Genomic DNA, 17,480 nt, shown 5'->3' with positions numbered 1-17,480 from the left:
CGGCAGGCTAGTGCAGCTTGTCATTGTCTTGATGACGGGTAGCATCGCGGATATTTTTCTTCTCAAAGTTCTTCTGAAGCGCGGTGGTAAGGTCAACACCCGTTTGATTGGCCAAACAGATTAATACCCACAACACATCAGCCATTTCATCGGCCAGATCCTTGCCTAAATCTGATTTTTTGAAGGATTGATCCCCATAAGTGCGGGCCATAATTCGGGCCAATTCCCCCACTTCTTCAGTAAGGATGGTCATATTGGTGAGTTCAGAGAAATAACGCACCCCTACTGTTTTGATCCAATGATCTACTTGGGTTTGGGCTTCTTGTATGGTTAAAGTATTATTCATGATTACACAAATTAATGGGATTACACGGATTCTGGTTTGACTTACAGCACAACCCTTTGCCATGCCAGGGATTTGCCGCCAAAATTGAGTATAAGACCTAGTTTGGTGCCGGATACTTTTAGATAATTTAAAGTCTGGGCAAAATGTTGATCAATAATTACTGGTACTGACTTTATCTCCAATATAATCTTATCATCAATCAGAAAGTCGGCTACATAAGGACGAGATAAGACCTTGCCTTTATACATCACCCTGTATCGCTTTTCGCGTAGATATGGGATATGATTTAGCTGAAACTCATATTCTAATGCATCCTGATAATTCACCTCTTTGAGACCTGGCCCGAGTTCTCGATGAACTTCCATTGCGATGCCGATTATCTGATAAGATGCTTCTTGATAAAGTAATGTACTGCTTTCCATCACTTCAAGTTTTGAATCCGTGTAATTCGTATTAATCCGTGTAATTACTCCCTATTCTGTGAGTCCATCACAATCGTCACCGGTCCATCATTCAATAAACTCACTTTCATGTCCGCCCCAAAAATTCCCGTCTGCACAGGTTTACCTAAATCTGTACTCAGTTGTTGGATCATTGCCTCATACATGGGGATGGCTTTTTCGGGCTTGGAGGCCTTGATATAAGATGGTCGGTTACCCTTTTTTGTGCTGGCATGGAGGGTAAACTGGCTAACCAACAAAATTGCTCCGCCTATGTCTTTAACTGAAAGATTCATCACCCCATCTGCATCATCGAAAATGCGCATTTGTACAATCTTGTTACTTATCCATGTTACATCTTCGTGGGTATCTGCATCTTCCACGCCCATCAATACCAGCAAACCCTTTTCGATACTGCCACAAACAGTTCCATCAACTTTAACACTGGCATGCGCCACTCGTTGTATCACCACCCGCATAGCTAAATATTTTGCGCCTAACTTTAGGTAGTGAAGATAGCTATTACCCATGAGATCGTTTTCCGTACCGCGAGAAGTGGCGGCAAGGGCGGACAAAACGTCAACAAAGTAGAAACCATGGCCGAGGGCCGATGGAATATTGCTGCATCAGCATTATTCAGTGAAGCCCAAAAACAAATTATTTTCCAAAAACTGGCCAATAAAATCAATAAAGAAGGCATCCTAATTGCACAAGCACAATCAGCGAGAACACAGCTGGCCAATAAGCAGCAAGTGATTGAGAAAATGCATCATTGGATTGAACAAGCCCTCACCGTGAAAAAAGCCCGGATTGCCACAAAAGCTACCAAGCAATCCAAAGAGAAAAGACTGGAACAAAAGAAAAAACACAGCCAGCATAAACAACTCAGACAAAAACCTCGTTTAACTGATTAATATGACACGCGTAATTGCATTATTTGTAAGCATATTGCTCTTTGCCTGCGGAAAGAAAACTGAAACTGCTACTAGCAGTTATGACCTGAAACTCGTATTCGAGAATCAGGTAAAGGGCAATCCGCTAGCCATCGGCGATGGCTATACCAACGATTTTGGCGAACAATACACTGTAACGGCATTCAAGTATTATGTTAGCAATATTGAGCTCACAACTTTAAGCGGACAAACAGAAAAAATCAGTAATACCTATTTTCTCGTTGATCAGGCCGAGAAAACAAGTATGATCTGTGCTTTTCAAACCAAACAACAGCAATACAAAGCAGTTTCTTTTTTACTGGGTGTAGACAGCACACGAAATGTGAGCGGTGTACAAACAGGTGCTTTAGACCCCGCCAAGGGTATGTTCTGGACCTGGAACAGCGGCTATATCATGGCCAAACTGGAAGCAACATCCCGTATTGCTGCAACAGCAGGCAATAGAATCACTTACCATATTGGCGGTTTCAAATCGGGTGAAAACGCTGCCAGAAGAATCACCCTTAATTTCGGCACACTGGGCAATCTAAACATTGGTACCACAAACACTGCTGCCATATTTATCACCACTGAACTCAACAAATGGTTTAGCGGACAACACAATTTGAAAATTGCAGATCAGTTTGAAGTAATGAGTCCGGGTGGCATCGCGATGAAGTATGCCGATAATTATGAGCGAATGTTTACTGTAACCGCTATTCGTAACTAATGCGTAAATGGCCCATCATATATCTTTTCAGCGTAAGCATCCTACTGCTATTCATTTTGCATGCCTGCAGAAAGAAAGACGCATTTGTCTACAATCCCAACTATCTCAATTTTACCACACCTGCTGGATGGCCTGCGCCAGTATACAATTTCGATAGCAATCGCATTACACAAGAAGGCTTTGAACTGGGTAGAAGACTATTTTACGATCCACAACTCAGCATAGACAATACCATCAGCTGCGGTTCTTGTCACCAACAGTTTGCTGCATTCACCCACGCAGATCATCCACTCGCACATGGCATCAATAATCAATCCACCAAACGCAATCCACCAGGCTTGTTCAATCTGGCTTGGAAAGCCAACTTCCATCAGGATGGGGGCATCAATCATCTGGACCTGCAGCCACTTGCGCCTATTACCGCTTCCAATGAAATGGGCGAAAGCATCAGCAATGTGCTGAATAAACTCAAGCGAGATGCACGCTACCCCACTATGTTTCAAGCTGCTTTTGGTGATCCAGAAATCAATACCCAACGTATGAATAAGGCCCTAAGCCAGTTTATGCTGATGCTGGTAAGCGCCAACAGTAAGTACGATAAAGTGATGCGCGGCGAAACCAGCTTCACCCTGCCAGAACAATTGGGTTATGCCATTTTCAAAGACAAATGCGCTAGCTGCCACAAGGAACCCTTGTTTACCGATATGAGTTATCGCAATAACGGTGCCCCTATCGATCCATTCCTGAAAGACTTTGGCCGAATGGGGATTACAAAACTTGCTGCTGACTCACTAAAGTTCATCGTACCCAGTTTAAGAAATATCGCCTACACCAATCCATATGGTCACGACGGGCGTTGGTTCTCTTTACAGAATGTATTTACCCATTACACCAGCGAAGTAGTGAACGGTGGCACAACCGATCCATTATTGAGAAACAGAATCGCACTCACCAATTTTGAAATTGGTCAGTTACAAGCATTTCTCTTTACACTTAGCGATTCCAGCTTTGTGAAAGACCCACGCTTTGCCGAAGTGAAATAGCGGCTGATTGCTGCTGAAGCAATACTTTTACCCATCATTTTTCGTTAAAACTGAAAGCATTCCATTGAGCGGCATCAAAAAATTAGCAGGACAAACACTCTGGTATGGTTTACCCACCATTGCCAGTAGGTTCTTGGGTTATCTCATGAACCTATCCCTGCCTTTGTTTTTTGCTATGCCGGCAAAAACTGCTGACCTCACACAGGTATATGCGCTGATTCCGTTTTTGAATGTATTGTTTACTTATGGATTAGAAACAGCCTATTTCCGTTTTAGTAAAGAAGAAGACCAACAGAAACTATACAACACACTTTCGGTTTCACTACTCGCCTCAAGTATTTTGTTTGCTGCCGGCTTATTACTGATGAAAGACCAGATCATCAGCTGGGCAGGCCTGGAAGCACATCCCAACTTTGCCTACTGGATGACGGGCATTATTTTCTTTGACGCATTAAGCACCCTGGCTTTTGCCAAGCTTCGTCAGGAGAATCGTCCAAAAAAATATGCATTGGTAAGGATTAGCAGCGTCATCATCAACCTTACAGCAGTTATTGTATTTCTGGGTATTCTACCCAATTATATGCCCAATCATCCCGAATCATTTTTCCACTATATCTGGAATGATGCATTGGGCATTGATTATTACCTGCTGGGCAATCTGGTTGGCAGTATCGTTACTTTCTTATTACTCTTCAAAGAGTTTAGCTCCATCCGATTTGAACTAGATTTCCAACTCTGGAAGAAAGTGATGCAATACAGCTATCCACTCATCATCGTAGGTATGGGCGGCATGGTGAATGATATGCTGAGCAGACTGATTTATCAGCATGTAGTGAACCTGCCGGAAGAAGCAGCCAAGCATGAGCTGGGCATCTTTGGCAATATTTACCGTCTGGCAGTCCTCATCACCATCATGATTCAGGCATTCCGCATGGCTGCAGAACCATTCTTTTTTAGTCAGCAAAAAAATGATGATGCACAGAAAGTCTATGCACGCGTAATGAAGTTTTTTGTCATCGCTTGCTGTTTTATGTTCCTCTTCATCAGCTTATTCATTGATGCATTTGGCTGGTTCTTTATGGCTATCAATAAGCCATTGTGGGTAGAAGGCTTATACATTGTACCCTTACTAGCATTAGGCAATGTTTTCCTCGGCATCTATTACAACCTCAGCATTTGGTATAAACTCACCAATAAGAATCTCTACGGTGCTTATATCACCATTGGTGGTGCTGTAATCACCATTGTGTTGAACATCGTACTCATACCCAGATTGCATTACCTCGGCGCAGCCATAGCCACCTTTGTCTGTTACCTGTTCATGATGATGATCAGTTATATACAAGGGCAACGCTATTATCCTGTACCCTACAATGTAAAAAAGCTTACGGCTTATATCACCGTCGCGGTTTTGGCCTATGGTGTACACAGGGGCATCGTTTACTTCTATGATGCCATTTGGCTAAACCTCTTAGCCGCCCTACTCTTGTTTGCCCTATTCAGTCGCCTAGTGATCTGGGCAGAAAAAAGAGAATTACAACAGCTGCCGCTTATTGGCAAATGGATTCGTTGATCATTGATCAATTCTCCATTTTTCGGATAAAGTTTTGCAGTATCTTTCTGGCACTAACATTTTGCCATGAAGAAGCAATATCCACGCCGACAGTTTATCAGAGACGCCGCCATGGTTGCAGGCGCATTCACCATCGTTCCACGTCACGTATTAGGCAGAGGCTTTATCGCACCAAGCGACAAACTCAATATCGCCGGCATTGGTGTAGGTGGAAAGGGACAAAGCGATTTGGCTGAATTTGCCAAGAGCCCCAACGTGAATATTGTATCGCTATGCGATGTGGATGAGCGCATGAGCAAGGTTTCCAGAAACAAGTTTTCCAAAGCCAGCTACTATCAAGATTTCCGCGAGATGCTGGAAAAGGAAAAAAACAATATTGATGCAGTCTCTGTATCTACCCCAGATCACACACACGCGGTAGCTGCTTTAGCTGCCATGCAATTGGGCAAACACGTGTACGTGCAAAAGCCACTCACGCATGATATCTATGAAGCACGCATTCTAACCCAAGCTGCACAAAAATATAAAGTAGTTACGCAGATGGGTAACCAAGGCGGTAGTGGTGAAGGTGTACGCAAAATGAAGGAATGGTATATGGCCGGACTGATTGGCGATGTGCACACCGTGCATTGCTGGACCAACAGACCAGTATGGCCACAAGGTGTGCCAACGCCTTCAGGCAAACATGATATTCCTAAAGAATTGAATTGGGATCTTTGGTTAGGCCCTGCGAAATACATTGATTTCAACCCTGCTTATGTGCCATTCAGTTGGCGTGGATGGTGGGCATTCGGTACAGGTGCGCTTGGCGATATGGCTTGTCATATCATGGATCCTGTATTCCGTATTCTGCCTATTCTATATCCATCAGAAGTAGAATGTAGTGTCGCGAATATTTGGAAGGAAATGTGGAATGAAGGCAACTATGTAGATGGTTGTCCGCCCGCATCTATCATTCACCTTACTTATCCAAGAAAAGACAAGAAAGGTACCATTAAAGTAAGTTGGATGGATGGTGGCTTACAACCCAAGCGTCCTGATGAGTTGTTGCCAGATGAACCCATGGGCAACTGGGATGGTGGTGTGATTTTCGAAGGCACCAAGGGTAAAATGATGTGCGGCTGTTATGGTGAAAACCCAACGCTATTACCAACCAAGCGCATGAAAGAAGTGAACTTACCTAAACCAACTTTAAAGCGTGTTACTGAAGGCCATTACCTCCAATGGGTAAATGCTTGTATGGCTGGTTATGGTAAAGCAGAAACCAGTTCTAGCTTTGATTATGCCGGTCCGTTTACAGAAAGCATTTTAATGGGTAATCTGGCAATCAGAAGCTGGCAGATGAAAAATCCAAAACTGAAAGGCTGGGATGATAAATACCTCGGCAGGAAGAAACTCCTGTGGGATGCAGCCAATATGAAGATCACCAACTTCGATGAAGCCAATCAGTTTGTCCGCAGAGAATACCGCGATGGCTGGAGTTTCAGTCTCTAAGCAGGTAAATTGAGTTACCTTTAGTGCATAAACTTGTTCTATGCGAAGCGTTATTCGTTCAGGGCTAATTGCCGGAATCATTTTGTTTATTGCTTCCTATGGCGGTTTATTTCTGGCTATCCGTTTTTTCCCGCAATTCTTTGTTGATTACCTAAGTCCGGTTTTCAACTCTGGCGGCGGCGACAGATACTTCTTCTTCTACTCGCATCCATTTGTACTGGCATTGGCGTTATCCTGGTTCTGGGAAAGATTCAAAACTTTGTTTGAAGGTGTTTTTGTCTTACGAGGATTGGAGTTTGGATTGATCTATGCAGTTGTTGCACTGCTACCACTCCTATGGATTACTTATGGCGCCTGGGATGTTAGTTTTCTGATGATTAGCACTTGGTGGCTATATGGGCTTTTTCAAGCTTGTGTTGCAGGTATTGTCTTTGCCAAACTCAATCCCTGATTACACAGGACGCATCTGCAGTGTAAAAGATACTTCCAATTCATTGTTCACTTTGATCATACCGCCTAGGCGAGAGGGCGGGGTTATATTAAAGTCAGAAAACAACAACTGTCTTTTGCCAGATAACACTACTTGCTCTGCACTGGCAGATGAAATAATGTATTGCATATCAAATCTGCGCACCACACCTGCAATCTCAATTTCCACCCAGCCGCCAATGGTTTCAGCACTTGGCTTTAAATCTGGCAGCTTAGCAATATTGATAAAACGAACATATAGATAAGGATAATCTTTTGACTTCAACGTTTTCCTAAGATCACTAGTCATAATAGGATTATGACAGTTGAAACTTTTCACATCTAACTGCAAACCTCCGGCCATGGTATAACCTTCTTTCTGCTTTACTCTATTACAGGAAATAGTATCCAATGCTGCATATTCAGCAATATCGCAGTTGAATTTGTTGACATTAGTCGTACCAAAAACACGAAGATGGCTGCTCTTCAACACTGACCAGCGGTAAGTGGGTGCAGCAGGACTAAATGCAAAGTGAATACCTGCAAACAAGAGTACCCATATTGAAAATTGTCTAATAACCATGAGCGCTGAAAAGATAGTAAAAAAGCCAGGATGAAAAATCATCCCGGCTTACTTTGCACATGTATCAGGTTTGTCCTTAACCTTTAGAAACCTACAACAGCTTCAATTACATATCCATTGAACTTACCACCGTTTCTGAAATCAGTATTGGGGAAGTCTTTGTATTGTTGATTTACAATTTCAGCTTTCAGCAACACGCTGTTTGTCAGGAACCAACCAGCAGCAAAAGCTGTACGATTCACACTAACATCAGCTGTATAACCTTGCAGACGAGCAGTTACAGTGTTGTAACGGGCACCGATGTACAGGTCTTCATTTTTACCGAAGCGATACAGACCATCGATAGCAAACTGTGTAGCTTTTCTATCAGCTGTTTCAGTTTTAGTACGGCCTTTTGCAGACTCATAAGTACCAAACACTTCGAAACCACCAGCTTTCAAGAAACCGTTCAACATAAAGGCGCTAACTTTTTTGCTGAAACCTGGGTTGAAACGACCTGAAGTAAACATCGCTGTTGATGCAGGAACCGCACCGGCAGTTGTTTTCTCCATTACGTTCTGATAGTTAGAACCTGTACGGTCGCCACTATAGAGTGTTAAACCACTACCAGCCTGACTAGAGTTGGTATAATAGCTACCAGTTACACGAACACGTACTTTTTCAGTTACTTTCTTATCAAATCCACCTTTGAAGTAGATAGATGGGTTTCTCTTAGTATTGGCATCTTGTACAGTTGCGATTACTGAGTCAACGTGACCTTTGATCATACCGTTAGTCATACCAATCATACCAATGAAGCCATTCTTCTGCAGGTAGATTTCACCACCAATTTCTGTTGTGAAAGCATCCATGATATTACCCTCCATGAATGGGTTCCACAATGTTTGGCCACCATCACTTCTGCGGAAGTGTGCATCACCATAGTTCACTTCAAAGTGACCGATTTTAATGGTAGCAATCTTCATCAGATCACTCCAGAATTGTCCTTTGAAAGGCAGTTTATCGAACTGGATATAACCACCTTTTACCCACCATTCGTTGTGGTGTCTAGATGACATGTAGTTAGTCACATTCAAAGTGATACCATCGCCTAATTGAGCATCAATATTAAAGTTGGCTTGAGCAGTCATAAAACCTGGCTTCAAGGGAACCAGACGGTTTGCACCTGTACCGGTATTATTCAATGCGGTATTGCTGGCTTTCAAATTTTGGAACTGCTGGGTAAAGCCTGCACCAAAACGAACTTTTAAACCATCAAATGCTACCGTATCTGTTTTAGATGTTTCAAAAACATTGATACCTCTTTTATCGTAAGGACGCCAGTTGGCTATTCTTGGTTGCTGAGCAAAAAGCGCGATTGGCAAACTGCCCAGCATAATAAAGGCTAGTGTTCTTACTGTTGATAACTGTTTCATATACTGTGTGTTTTTAAATGTTAAGGATTAGAGATTAGAATTTATTTTTTCAGGGTTAGGTTGAACTTCAAGACAACATCATTACCGGTTTTGATGGTACCCATCATAAATGAGGGAGGAGTCATACCAAAATCTTTCATACTGATTTTAGTACTACCGGTTACTGTGATGCTTTTATCAGGATTCACTTTACAGAAGGCAACAACTTCTTCATCTCTTGTTGCTCCGGCAATGGTTAATTTACCTGTTGACTTGATCTGATAGCCTGCTGCCTCAGAACCAGTAACAGAACCACTGTTGGCTGTAAATGTGATTACTGGATTTGCTTCAGCTTTCAATGCCTTGTAAGCATTTTTATCCATAGCTGATTTGTCACTCTTTAAAAATTCTGTTCTTGTTGAAAACTGGAGGGATGTTAAACTAGTTAATGCTCCAGATGCATTTGTTGCAAATGCTGCTGCACAATCACCTTTAGAAGATTTCATATCCCAGTCGTGCAAAGTGGAGGTTCCGCTGACAATGAGACTCATATTGTCTTTAGCGCTATACTTAGCTTGAGCTGTAGCAAACAAAACAAAAAAAGATGCAGCTAAGGCTAGTAATGTTTTTTTAGTGTATTCCATTGTTGTAGGTTTTGATTTGACAATACAAGATTAGGACGCATTTGAAATGTGATAAATGATACATATCAGTAAAAAACCTGATTTAAATCATGTTCAAGAAATGATGATAACCCCTAACTATAAGATCTATAATGAAATAAGTATTTTCATACCATGTTTAGAGACAAGGATAGCATACTGATACATACTTTAACTAAAGAAATTTCTCCCAAACGCATCAAAACCAGTTTGGTAGATAGAATGGCCTATGCGGGGGATGCAGGCTTCTACCATTTATTGCCCAAAGCAGTTGTACAGCCTATCAACGAAAATGAAATCAATATATTATTTGAAATAGCTAACAGCTATAAGACACCACTATGTTTCAGAGCGGCAGGCACTTCTTTGTCCGGACAAAGCATTACAGATGGCATTCTTGTAGATATTGGCAAGCATTGGCGAGGCATTACACCATTAGAGAATGGCAAATTGGTAAAAGTGCAGCCAGGTATTATTGGCAGTATGGTGAACTACTTTCTTTTACCATATAAAACCAAGATCGGACCAGACCCTTCTTCTATCAATGCGGCTATGATGGGGGGTATTCTTTCTAACAATTCATCTGGTATGTGTTGTGGTGTTGCCTATAATTCCTACCATACACTTAAAACCATCAGATTCATTCTTCCAAATGGCAATACTTATGATACCGCAAATCAATCAGACTATACAAAGTTTATTGAAGAAGAATCTACACTTACAGCATTACTAACTGAGCAGCGCAAGCAAATACTCTGTAATCCGGAATTACTGGACAAACTGCGCCACAAATACAAAACCAAGAACACTGTTGGCTATAGCTTAAATGCATTAATTGATTACGAGCATCCACTCGACATATTCGCACACTTACTTATTGGTGCTGAAGGCACATTGGCTTATATATCAGAAGCAGTGATGCAAACCATCCCTGTGCAGCCAGCCACAGCTACAGCAATGCTCTACTTCCCTACTATTTCCTCCGCTTGCGCAGCCATTGCGCCATTAAATGCGACTGGCGCAGCTGTGTTGGAATTAATGGACAGGGCTTCACTGAGGAGTGTAGAGACGATGAAGGGATTACCTGATTTTTTCACCACACTTCCAGAAACAGCTGCATGCTTATTGTGTGAATACCAAGCAGAAGATTTGGCATCATTAGATATTCAACTACAAAAAGCTGCTTCCATCCTTAATGGATTAGCATTGTTACATCCTGCCGAATTCACTAGAGACCATCAACTGCGCGATTTCTATTGGAAAATCCGTAAAGGCATGTTTCCTAGCGTGGGTGCTGTTCGCGCAAGAGGCACTACAGTTATATTAGAAGACGTAGCCTTCCCAGTAGAACTATTGGCTGATGCAGTTACTGCGCTGCAGGCATTATTTAAAAAATATGCTTACGATAATGCCATCATCTTCGGCCACGCAAAAGATGGCAATATCCATTTCGTCATCACACAATTATTGGATACACCAGTAGAGATTGATCGCTACGATCGATTCTTAAAAGAGATGGTGGACTTAGTCTTGCATGAATACAAGGGCACATTAAAAGCGGAACATGGTACCGGCAGAAATATGGCACCATTTGTTGAAGCAGAATGGGGCGGCGACTTGTATACCATCATGCAATCCATCAAATCAACAGTTGATCCTAACAATATCCTTAACCCCGGCGTCATCATCAATGCAGATAAGGATGCACATATCCGCCACTTAAAACAAATGCCTGTTGTTGAAGCGGAGGTTGATAAGTGTATCGAATGTGGTTATTGCGAACCACTATGTCCAAGTAGAGATGTGACACTTTCGCCCAGACAACGCATTCAAGTAAGAAGGGCTTTGAAACAACTAGAAACCGCAGGCGACCAATCATCGTATAATACGCTATTAAAAGAATACCAATATGCAGGATTAGACACCTGTGCAACTGACGGACTTTGTCAAGTGGAATGTCCTGTATACATCAACACAGGTGATCTGGTCAAAAGGTTACGCCGCGAGAACCACAACAAAACAGCCAATCGAACTGCAGAGTGGGTTGCGCGCAATTTTGGCTTTGCAGAGAAAATGATTCGTGTTGCATTACAATCGGGATCTTTGGCCAATAAACTATTTGGAGCCTCTTTCATGTATCGCTTCACAGGTTTGCTACAAAAAATCACACCCAGCTTTCCTCGCTGGTGGAATGAATTGCATCCAGCGCCAAGATTACCTCAAACCAACACAAGCAATGCTGGTGTAGTCTATTTCTCTTCTTGTTTACATAGAATGATGGGCGGCACAGAACCTAAATCCATCCAACAAACATTTATGGATGTCTGTAACAAAGCAGGCATACAAGTATATCTACCGGAAGATTTGCCCGGCCATTGCTGCGGACAAGCATTCAGCAGTAAAGGGTATCAGTCGGCCGCCAACCTGATGGAAGAAAAAACCATTGATGCTTTATTGCGCTGGACAAATAATGGCGCCATACCCGTCGTGTGCGATTTCACTTCCTGTACTTATACATTCCTGAAAAATCAACAGCATTTATCGCCTGCTTATCAGGAAAAGTTCAGTCGGATAAAATTACTCGACTGTATCGAGTATCTGCAGACAAGTGTTGCGCCCAAGCTTCCTATCAATAAGAAAAAACAACAGGTTAGCTTACACCCCTCTTGCGCTGCCATCAAATTGAATCTGAGCAAATCCATGGAGGCTACGGCTGCCCTATGTAGCGAGCAAGTGTATACACCGGCTTATGCAAGTTGTTGTGGTATGGCGGGCGACCGGGGCTTTATTTTTCCAGAGCTGACCCAGTCGGCCAGCGCCAAAGAAATTACGCATCTCATTGATTCTGAGGGATATTACAGCACAGCTCTTACCTGTGAGATGGCACTAAGCCACCACAGCGGAAGGCCTTACACCCACTTGGTTTATCTGCTGGATGAAGTAAGTAGCTAGCTTTTCATAGAAACAAGGCTGTTTCAGGGGCATTTCGTGTACAAAAAACCCTACTTTTGCACCCCCAATCGGGAAGCGGATGTGGCGAAACTGGCAGACGCACTAGACTTAGGATCTAGCGCCGCAAGGCATGTAGGTTCGATTCCTATCATCCGCACAATTTTATAGCCGCGAGGCCAAGCAAATTATTATGGCAACGATTACTAGAGAGAACATCGGTCTGTTAACAGACAAACTGACCGTAACTGTGGGCAAGAACGATTATTTCGCCCGCTTTGAACAAAGCCTGAAGAAATACGCAAAAACAGCCAATATTCCAGGCTTCCGTAAGGGTATGGTTCCTGCAGGATTGGTGAAAAAGATGTATGGCCAGAGCGTATTTACAGATGAGGTACTCCGCACAGTTGAAACTGAACTGAACACCTACCTGAATAACGAAAAGCTGGAAATTTTTGCGCAGCCACTGCCACTGGACAATGATGCCCGTGCATTGGACCTGAACAATCCAAGCGATTACATTTTTGCTTTTGAAATTGGCTTGAAGCCCGCTATCAGCATCAACACCAATGGTATTAAAGTAACCAAGTATGAAATCGAGGTTACTGAAGCCATGATTGATGAAGAAGTAAGCCGTTTGCAGGTACGTAATGGCAAAATGACAGAGCCTGAAAGCCTGGAAACAGAAGAGCATGTGCTAAACGTAAAATTTGTTGAAGCTGATGCAAAAGGCAATGCGGTTGAAGGTGGCATCAACAAAGACAACTCTTTATTGGTAAAATATTTCGCTGAAGGATTCCGCAAGAACCTGATCGGCAAGAAAAAAGACGATGTTGTTACCCTGCAATTGAGCAAGGCTTTCGATGATAAGGAACTGGAAGTTATTCTGAGCGATTTAGGTTTAACCAAAGAAGATGCTGACAAGCATTTCAACCTCCAAATCACCAAAGTTGGCTTGGTGGAAAAAGCACCTTTAGAAGAAGCACTCTTCTTGGCTACTTATCCAAACAAGGAAATCAAGACTGCAGAAGAATTTCGCAACGAAGTGAAGGCTGAGATTGCTCGTTACTATGAGTCACAAAGCCGCAATCAAATCCACGATCAGATTTATCACCACCTGATTGATCATACAAGCATTGAATTACCTGAAGCTTTCTTGAAGCGTTGGTTACAAACCGGCGGTGAAAAGCCTAAAACAGCTGAAGAAGCTGAGCAGGAATTCCCATCTTTTGCTAGTCAATTGAAGTGGACTTTGATCAGCAGCCAATTGATTGCTGACAATAATATTGAAGTAAATCCTGATGATATCAAGGCTTTCGCCAGACAGCAATTGTTCAGCTATATGGGCGGACAAATTCTAGATGAGAACCAACCTTGGGTTGAAGACTATGTAAACCGCATGATGCAGGACCGCAAGTTTGTTGAAGACACTTACCATCGTGTAAGCACAGACAAGCTCTTCAGCACCTTGGAAACACAGGTAAACGCAAGCCCTGAAAAAATCAGTGCTGAAGCTTTCGCAGAAAAGCTGCACCACCACCATCATTAATCGAACACAACCAACATAGGCCCCGCTAAATCTGGCGGGGCTTTTTTGTTTGTTTTCGTTTCTTTACACAGTGAAACAACGCATCGATATCATTGACAAGGTGCTAAATGCCTGCTACCAGCACAACCCCGATGCATTGTTCATCATGAGCCTGATGCACCAATACGAGGAAAGAGGCAGCCTTAGCAGAAAACAGTTGCAGGGTTTATTGCTAAAGGCACAAAAGGTAAAAGACATACCACCCAACTGGCTGGCTACGTTGGAAGCCACCATCCTCAAAATGCCTGTTAGGGAAAAAGCTGCAGCAACACCATCCTCTATTAAACAAGAGGAGCCCTCTAAAGAAGCGACACTGATTGATCAACTATTAGCCAAATATCCGGAACACAAGGCTGTACTGCTTTTGAAACAAAAACTCCAGAAATACCTATCGCTCACTCCACCTGAACAAACCGAGCTGGAACGCCTGGCGCGCCTTTTACTAAAGCCTTAGCCTGCCCTTTTGGCGCATTTCATTCTTTGCACAGTATTTGCACCCGTACTACCTAAACAGGTAAAACACTTATCTTCATCGCATAAACAATATCTCATGAGTCTTGGAAAAGAATTTGAAAGGTTCGCGATAAAACACCGCAATATCAGCTCTGCAACTTTGCACAATTACGGTAATCATATCACCAATCTTACACCCTATATTATTGAAGAAAGACCACTGAATGTGGCCAGCATGGATGTATTCAGCCGATTGATGATGGACCGTATTATATTTCTCGGCGAAGGCATCAACGACTATGTAGCCAATATCGTTACAGCACAGTTGCTTTTCTTGGAGAGTACGGACAGAACACGCGATATCCAGATGTATATCAACAGCCCCGGCGGAAGTGTTTATGCAGGCATGGGCATCTATGATACCATGCAATTCATCAGCCCTGATGTAAGCACCATCTGTACCGGCATAGCAGCCAGTATGGGCGCTGTATTACTTTGCGCTGGTGTGAACGGCAAGCGTACTGCACTCAAGCACAGCCGCATCATGTTGCATCAACCAAGTGGCGCTATTGGCGGACAAGCAACCGATATTGAAATCACTGCACGCGAAATCAAAAAGATCAAGCAGGAATTGTATGAAGTAATCTCAAACCATTCCGGCAAAGACATTGAAACTGTTGCTGCAGATTGCGACCGCGATTTCTGGATGACTGCTGCGGAAGCAAAAGCATACGGACTGGTGGATGAAGTATTACTGACCAATCCGAGAAAAGAAAAGAAATAATCAAAAGCATTGAACCATGATGACATCGAAATATTTTGTTGATCCTTTCAGAATGGACGACGAGGAAGAAAACAATAACAAAGAAGAGAAGCAAGAACCAATGGGTGGTATGATGATGAAGAAGATGGAAAAACTCTTCTTCGATCGTCGCGCTGTTTACCTCTGGGGTGTGGTAGATGATAAGAGTGCGAAAGATGTGGTATCTAAACTACTCTTATTAGAAGCGGACAAGCCAGGTGAAGAAATCAAATTATACATCAATAGTCCCGGCGGTGTGGTAACAAGCGGCATGGTCATGTTTGATACCATCAAACTCATCAGCAGTCCGGTTAGCACCATCTGTATGGGCTTAGCTGCAAGCATGGGCTCTATTTTGTTAAGCTGTGGCACAAAAGGCAGAAGATTCATCTTCCCACATGGTGAAGTGATGATTCACCAGCCAAGTTTGGGCGGATATTATCAAGCAACTTCTGCTGATATTGAAATCCAGGCCAATCAAATCCGCAAAACCAAGGAACTGGGCGCCAAGATTCTGGCAGAGAATTGCGGTAAAACAGTAGACCAGATTATGAAAGACTTTGATCGCGACTATTGGATGGATGCCAAAGAAGCCGTTGAATACGGTATTGTTGATGGCATTATGGATAAGATCTAATCGCTAACTCATTGATACTGATGCCCGCTTTTGTAAAAGAGCCGGCATTTTTTGCCCTTGTAGTAGTATTACCACAGGCCATTCAGCCTTTTTAAGCAATGCTTTGTAAACTGAAACTGTACTTTTGCACATATGGCCAAACAAAACCATTTACATTGTTCTTTCTGCGGCAGGAGTCGCGATGAGGTGAAAATCCTGATTGCAGGACAGGAAGGACATATTTGCGAGAACTGTGTAGAGCACGCCCAGGAAATCATTGATCAGGAACTCAACCTGAGAACAGATGGTACTGCTGCTGGTGCAAATTTTAAACTCACTGTGCGCAAGCCAGCCGAGATCAAGAAATTTTTAGATGAATATGTGATTGGCCAGGACGATGCCAAAAAAGTATTGTCAGTAGCTGTATACAACCACTATAAGCGTATCAATTACAAGCAACAGGCAGATGATGTTGAGATTGATAAGAGCAATATCATCATGGTGGGTGAAACCGGTACAGGTAAAACCTTGCTGGCCAAAACTATTGCCCGTTTATTAAATGTACCATTTGCCATTGTGGATGCTACCGTATTCACAGAAGCAGGTTATGTAGGCGAAGACGTGGAAAGCATGCTGACACGTTTGTTGCAAAACTGCAACTACGATGTGCAAGCGGCAGAGCGTGGTATCGTGTATGTAGATGAGATTGATAAGATCGCACGTAAGGGCGATAATCCTTCTATCACACGCGATGTGAGCGGTGAAGGCGTACAACAGGGATTGCTGAAAATGCTAGAAGGAACGGAAGTATTGGTTCCACCACAGGGCGGCAGAAAACACCCAGAGCAGAAAATGGTGAAAGTAGACACCCGCAATATTCTCTTTATCTGCGGTGGTGCTTTTGATGGTATTGATAAGGTCATCGCCAGAAGGGTAAATACCAATGCCATTGGCTTCAACGTCAATAAAGACCTGCAGGAAGAACAGCGTAAGAACTTATTGCAATTCATCAACGCACAAGATCTGAAGAGCTTTGGCCTGATTCCAGAATTGCTTGGTCGCTTGCCGGTTGTAACACACTTAGATCCGCTGGACACGGAAACCCTGCGCAGTATTCTTACAGAGCCGAAGAATTCACTCATCAAGCAATACACCCGCTTATTTGAGTTAGAAGGTATTGAGTTGAAGATTGATAACGATGTACTCGACTTCATGGTACAAAAAGCCATGGAATACAAACTGGGTGCACGTGGTCTCCGCAGCATTTGTGAAAGCATTTTTACTGATGCTATGTTTGAAATGCCCGGTACTGGCCAAAAGCAGCTGGATGTTACTATGGAATATGCTGCACAGATGTTTGGCAAGAGCAAACTCAATATGCTGAAAGTAGCTTAATCAAACACGCAA

General features: G+C 42.9%; 18 protein-coding genes and 1 tRNA gene. 13 read left to right on the top strand and 6 right to left on the bottom strand.

Features of this window, described 5'->3' with window-relative positions:
- Positions 1-7: 7 nt before the first annotated feature.
- Genes J0L83_13265 through J0L83_13255 form a run of 3 tightly spaced genes read right to left on the bottom strand, consistent with a single transcriptional unit; the run spans position 8 to position 1,265 of the window.
- Positions 8-346 (bottom strand): nucleotide pyrophosphohydrolase, encoded by a 339-nt coding sequence (locus J0L83_13265; protein MBN8665545.1) that lies wholly within the window; start codon positions 344-346, stop codon positions 8-10.
- 41 nt (positions 347-387) lie between these two features.
- A complete protein-coding gene (locus J0L83_13260) occupies positions 388-768 on the bottom strand; it encodes a GxxExxY protein (protein MBN8665544.1) in 381 nt (126 codons plus the stop codon).
- A 44-nt stretch (positions 769-812) separates the two neighbouring features.
- Positions 813-1,265 (bottom strand): D-tyrosyl-tRNA(Tyr) deacylase, encoded by a 453-nt coding sequence (locus J0L83_13255; protein MBN8665543.1) that lies wholly within the window; start codon positions 1,263-1,265, stop codon positions 813-815.
- 30 nt (positions 1,266-1,295) lie between these two features.
- On the opposite strand from J0L83_13255, the gene arfB reads away from it, so the two are divergent.
- The 6 genes from arfB (at position 1,296) to J0L83_13225 (ending at position 7,009) form a co-directional block, all read left to right on the top strand.
- Positions 1,296-1,700, top strand: coding sequence for an aminoacyl-tRNA hydrolase (arfB, locus tag J0L83_13250; protein ID MBN8665542.1), 405 nt, complete (start codon positions 1,296-1,298; stop codon positions 1,698-1,700).
- A gap of 1 nt (position 1,701) precedes the next feature.
- On the top strand, positions 1,702-2,448 hold the full coding sequence (locus tag J0L83_13245) for a hypothetical protein (GenBank protein ID MBN8665541.1): 747 nt from the start codon (positions 1,702-1,704) through the stop codon (positions 2,446-2,448).
- On the top strand, positions 2,448-3,491 hold the full coding sequence (locus J0L83_13240; GenBank protein MBN8665540.1) for a cytochrome-c peroxidase: 1,044 nt from the start codon (positions 2,448-2,450) through the stop codon (positions 3,489-3,491). Before J0L83_13245 ends, J0L83_13240 begins: the two co-directional genes overlap by 1 nt.
- Positions 3,492-3,555: 64 nt before the next feature.
- Positions 3,556-5,064, top strand: a complete 1,509-nt coding sequence (locus J0L83_13235; protein MBN8665539.1) for a polysaccharide biosynthesis C-terminal domain-containing protein — start codon at positions 3,556-3,558, stop codon at positions 5,062-5,064.
- Between the two features lie 66 nt (positions 5,065-5,130).
- On the top strand, positions 5,131-6,558 hold the full coding sequence (locus J0L83_13230; protein MBN8665538.1) for a Gfo/Idh/MocA family oxidoreductase: 1,428 nt from the start codon (positions 5,131-5,133) through the stop codon (positions 6,556-6,558).
- A 40-nt stretch (positions 6,559-6,598) separates the two neighbouring features.
- Positions 6,599-7,009 carry a hypothetical protein gene (locus tag J0L83_13225; protein ID MBN8665537.1) on the top strand — a complete coding sequence of 137 codons (411 nt, stop codon included), beginning with the start codon at positions 6,599-6,601 and terminating at the stop codon, positions 7,007-7,009.
- Here the strand turns inward: J0L83_13225 and J0L83_13220 are convergent, their stop codons facing one another.
- From J0L83_13220 to J0L83_13210, 3 genes are all read right to left on the bottom strand, one after another.
- Positions 7,010-7,609: a YceI family protein gene (locus J0L83_13220; protein MBN8665536.1), complete on the bottom strand. Its 600-nt coding sequence runs from the start codon at positions 7,607-7,609 to the stop codon at positions 7,010-7,012.
- Between the two features lie 83 nt (positions 7,610-7,692).
- Entirely contained in the window at positions 7,693-9,024 is a 1,332-nt protein-coding gene (locus tag J0L83_13215; protein MBN8665535.1) for a hypothetical protein, read from the bottom strand.
- Between the two features lie 41 nt (positions 9,025-9,065).
- Complete coding sequence (locus J0L83_13210) at positions 9,066-9,647, bottom strand: YceI family protein (protein MBN8665534.1); 582 nt, start codon at positions 9,645-9,647, stop codon at positions 9,066-9,068.
- 153 nt (positions 9,648-9,800) lie between these two features.
- On the opposite strand from J0L83_13210, the gene J0L83_13205 reads away from it, so the two are divergent.
- The 7 genes from J0L83_13205 (at position 9,801) to clpX (ending at position 17,468) form a co-directional block, all read left to right on the top strand.
- Entirely contained in the window at positions 9,801-12,617 is a 2,817-nt protein-coding gene (locus J0L83_13205) for an FAD-binding oxidoreductase (protein MBN8665533.1), read from the top strand.
- Between the two features lie 75 nt (positions 12,618-12,692).
- Positions 12,693-12,774 (top strand) — tRNA-Leu (locus J0L83_13200).
- 33 nt (positions 12,775-12,807) lie between these two features.
- Complete coding sequence (gene tig, locus J0L83_13195; GenBank protein ID MBN8665532.1) at positions 12,808-14,163, top strand: trigger factor; 1,356 nt, start codon at positions 12,808-12,810, stop codon at positions 14,161-14,163.
- A gap of 70 nt (positions 14,164-14,233) precedes the next feature.
- Positions 14,234-14,656 (top strand): hypothetical protein, encoded by a 423-nt coding sequence (locus J0L83_13190; GenBank protein ID MBN8665531.1) that lies wholly within the window; start codon positions 14,234-14,236, stop codon positions 14,654-14,656.
- 96 nt (positions 14,657-14,752) lie between these two features.
- Positions 14,753-15,439 (top strand): ATP-dependent Clp protease proteolytic subunit, encoded by a 687-nt coding sequence (locus J0L83_13185; protein MBN8665530.1) that lies wholly within the window; start codon positions 14,753-14,755, stop codon positions 15,437-15,439.
- 52 nt (positions 15,440-15,491) lie between these two features.
- Complete coding sequence (locus tag J0L83_13180) at positions 15,492-16,094, top strand: ATP-dependent Clp protease proteolytic subunit (GenBank protein MBN8665529.1); 603 nt, start codon at positions 15,492-15,494, stop codon at positions 16,092-16,094.
- 132 nt (positions 16,095-16,226) lie between these two features.
- Positions 16,227-17,468 (top strand): ATP-dependent Clp protease ATP-binding subunit ClpX, encoded by a 1,242-nt coding sequence (gene clpX, locus J0L83_13175; protein ID MBN8665528.1) that lies wholly within the window; start codon positions 16,227-16,229, stop codon positions 17,466-17,468.
- Positions 17,469-17,480 lie beyond the last annotated feature (12 nt).

The organism is Chitinophagales bacterium (assembly GCA_017303835.1).
Taxonomy (GTDB): Bacteria; Bacteroidota; Bacteroidia; order Chitinophagales; family Chitinophagaceae; genus JAFLBI01.
The sequence above is the reverse complement of the archived record's forward strand: the minus strand, read 5'-3'. Positions and strand labels throughout refer to the sequence as shown.

What these genes read in the sequence shown, in the direction of transcription:
- J0L83_13230 (MBN8665538.1), top strand. Translation starts at nt 5,131, where the DNA reads ATGAAGAAGCAATATCCACGCCGACAGTTTATCAGAGACGCCGCCATG.
- J0L83_13205 (MBN8665533.1), top strand. Translation starts at nt 9,801, where the DNA reads ATGTTTAGAGACAAGGATAGCATACTGATACATACTTTAACTAAAGAA.
- J0L83_13180 (MBN8665529.1), top strand. Translation starts at nt 15,492, where the DNA reads ATGGACGACGAGGAAGAAAACAATAACAAAGAAGAGAAGCAAGAACCA.
- J0L83_13210 (MBN8665534.1), bottom strand. Translation starts at nt 9,647, where the DNA reads ATGGAATACACTAAAAAAACATTACTAGCCTTAGCTGCATCTTTTTTT.
- J0L83_13225 (MBN8665537.1), top strand. Translation starts at nt 6,599, where the DNA reads ATGCGAAGCGTTATTCGTTCAGGGCTAATTGCCGGAATCATTTTGTTT.
- J0L83_13215 (MBN8665535.1), bottom strand. Translation starts at nt 9,024, where the DNA reads ATGAAACAGTTATCAACAGTAAGAACACTAGCCTTTATTATGCTGGGC.
- J0L83_13240 (MBN8665540.1), top strand. Translation starts at nt 2,448, where the DNA reads ATGCGTAAATGGCCCATCATATATCTTTTCAGCGTAAGCATCCTACTG.
- clpX (MBN8665528.1), top strand. Translation starts at nt 16,227, where the DNA reads ATGGCCAAACAAAACCATTTACATTGTTCTTTCTGCGGCAGGAGTCGC.
- J0L83_13220 (MBN8665536.1), bottom strand. Translation starts at nt 7,609, where the DNA reads ATGGTTATTAGACAATTTTCAATATGGGTACTCTTGTTTGCAGGTATT.
- J0L83_13255 (MBN8665543.1), bottom strand. Translation starts at nt 1,265, where the DNA reads ATGCGGGTGGTGATACAACGAGTGGCGCATGCCAGTGTTAAAGTTGAT.
- tig (MBN8665532.1), top strand. Translation starts at nt 12,808, where the DNA reads ATGGCAACGATTACTAGAGAGAACATCGGTCTGTTAACAGACAAACTG.
- J0L83_13185 (MBN8665530.1), top strand. Translation starts at nt 14,753, where the DNA reads ATGAGTCTTGGAAAAGAATTTGAAAGGTTCGCGATAAAACACCGCAAT.
- J0L83_13260 (MBN8665544.1), bottom strand. Translation starts at nt 768, where the DNA reads ATGGAAAGCAGTACATTACTTTATCAAGAAGCATCTTATCAGATAATC.
- J0L83_13245 (MBN8665541.1), top strand. Translation starts at nt 1,702, where the DNA reads ATGACACGCGTAATTGCATTATTTGTAAGCATATTGCTCTTTGCCTGC.
- J0L83_13265 (MBN8665545.1), bottom strand. Translation starts at nt 346, where the DNA reads ATGAATAATACTTTAACCATACAAGAAGCCCAAACCCAAGTAGATCAT.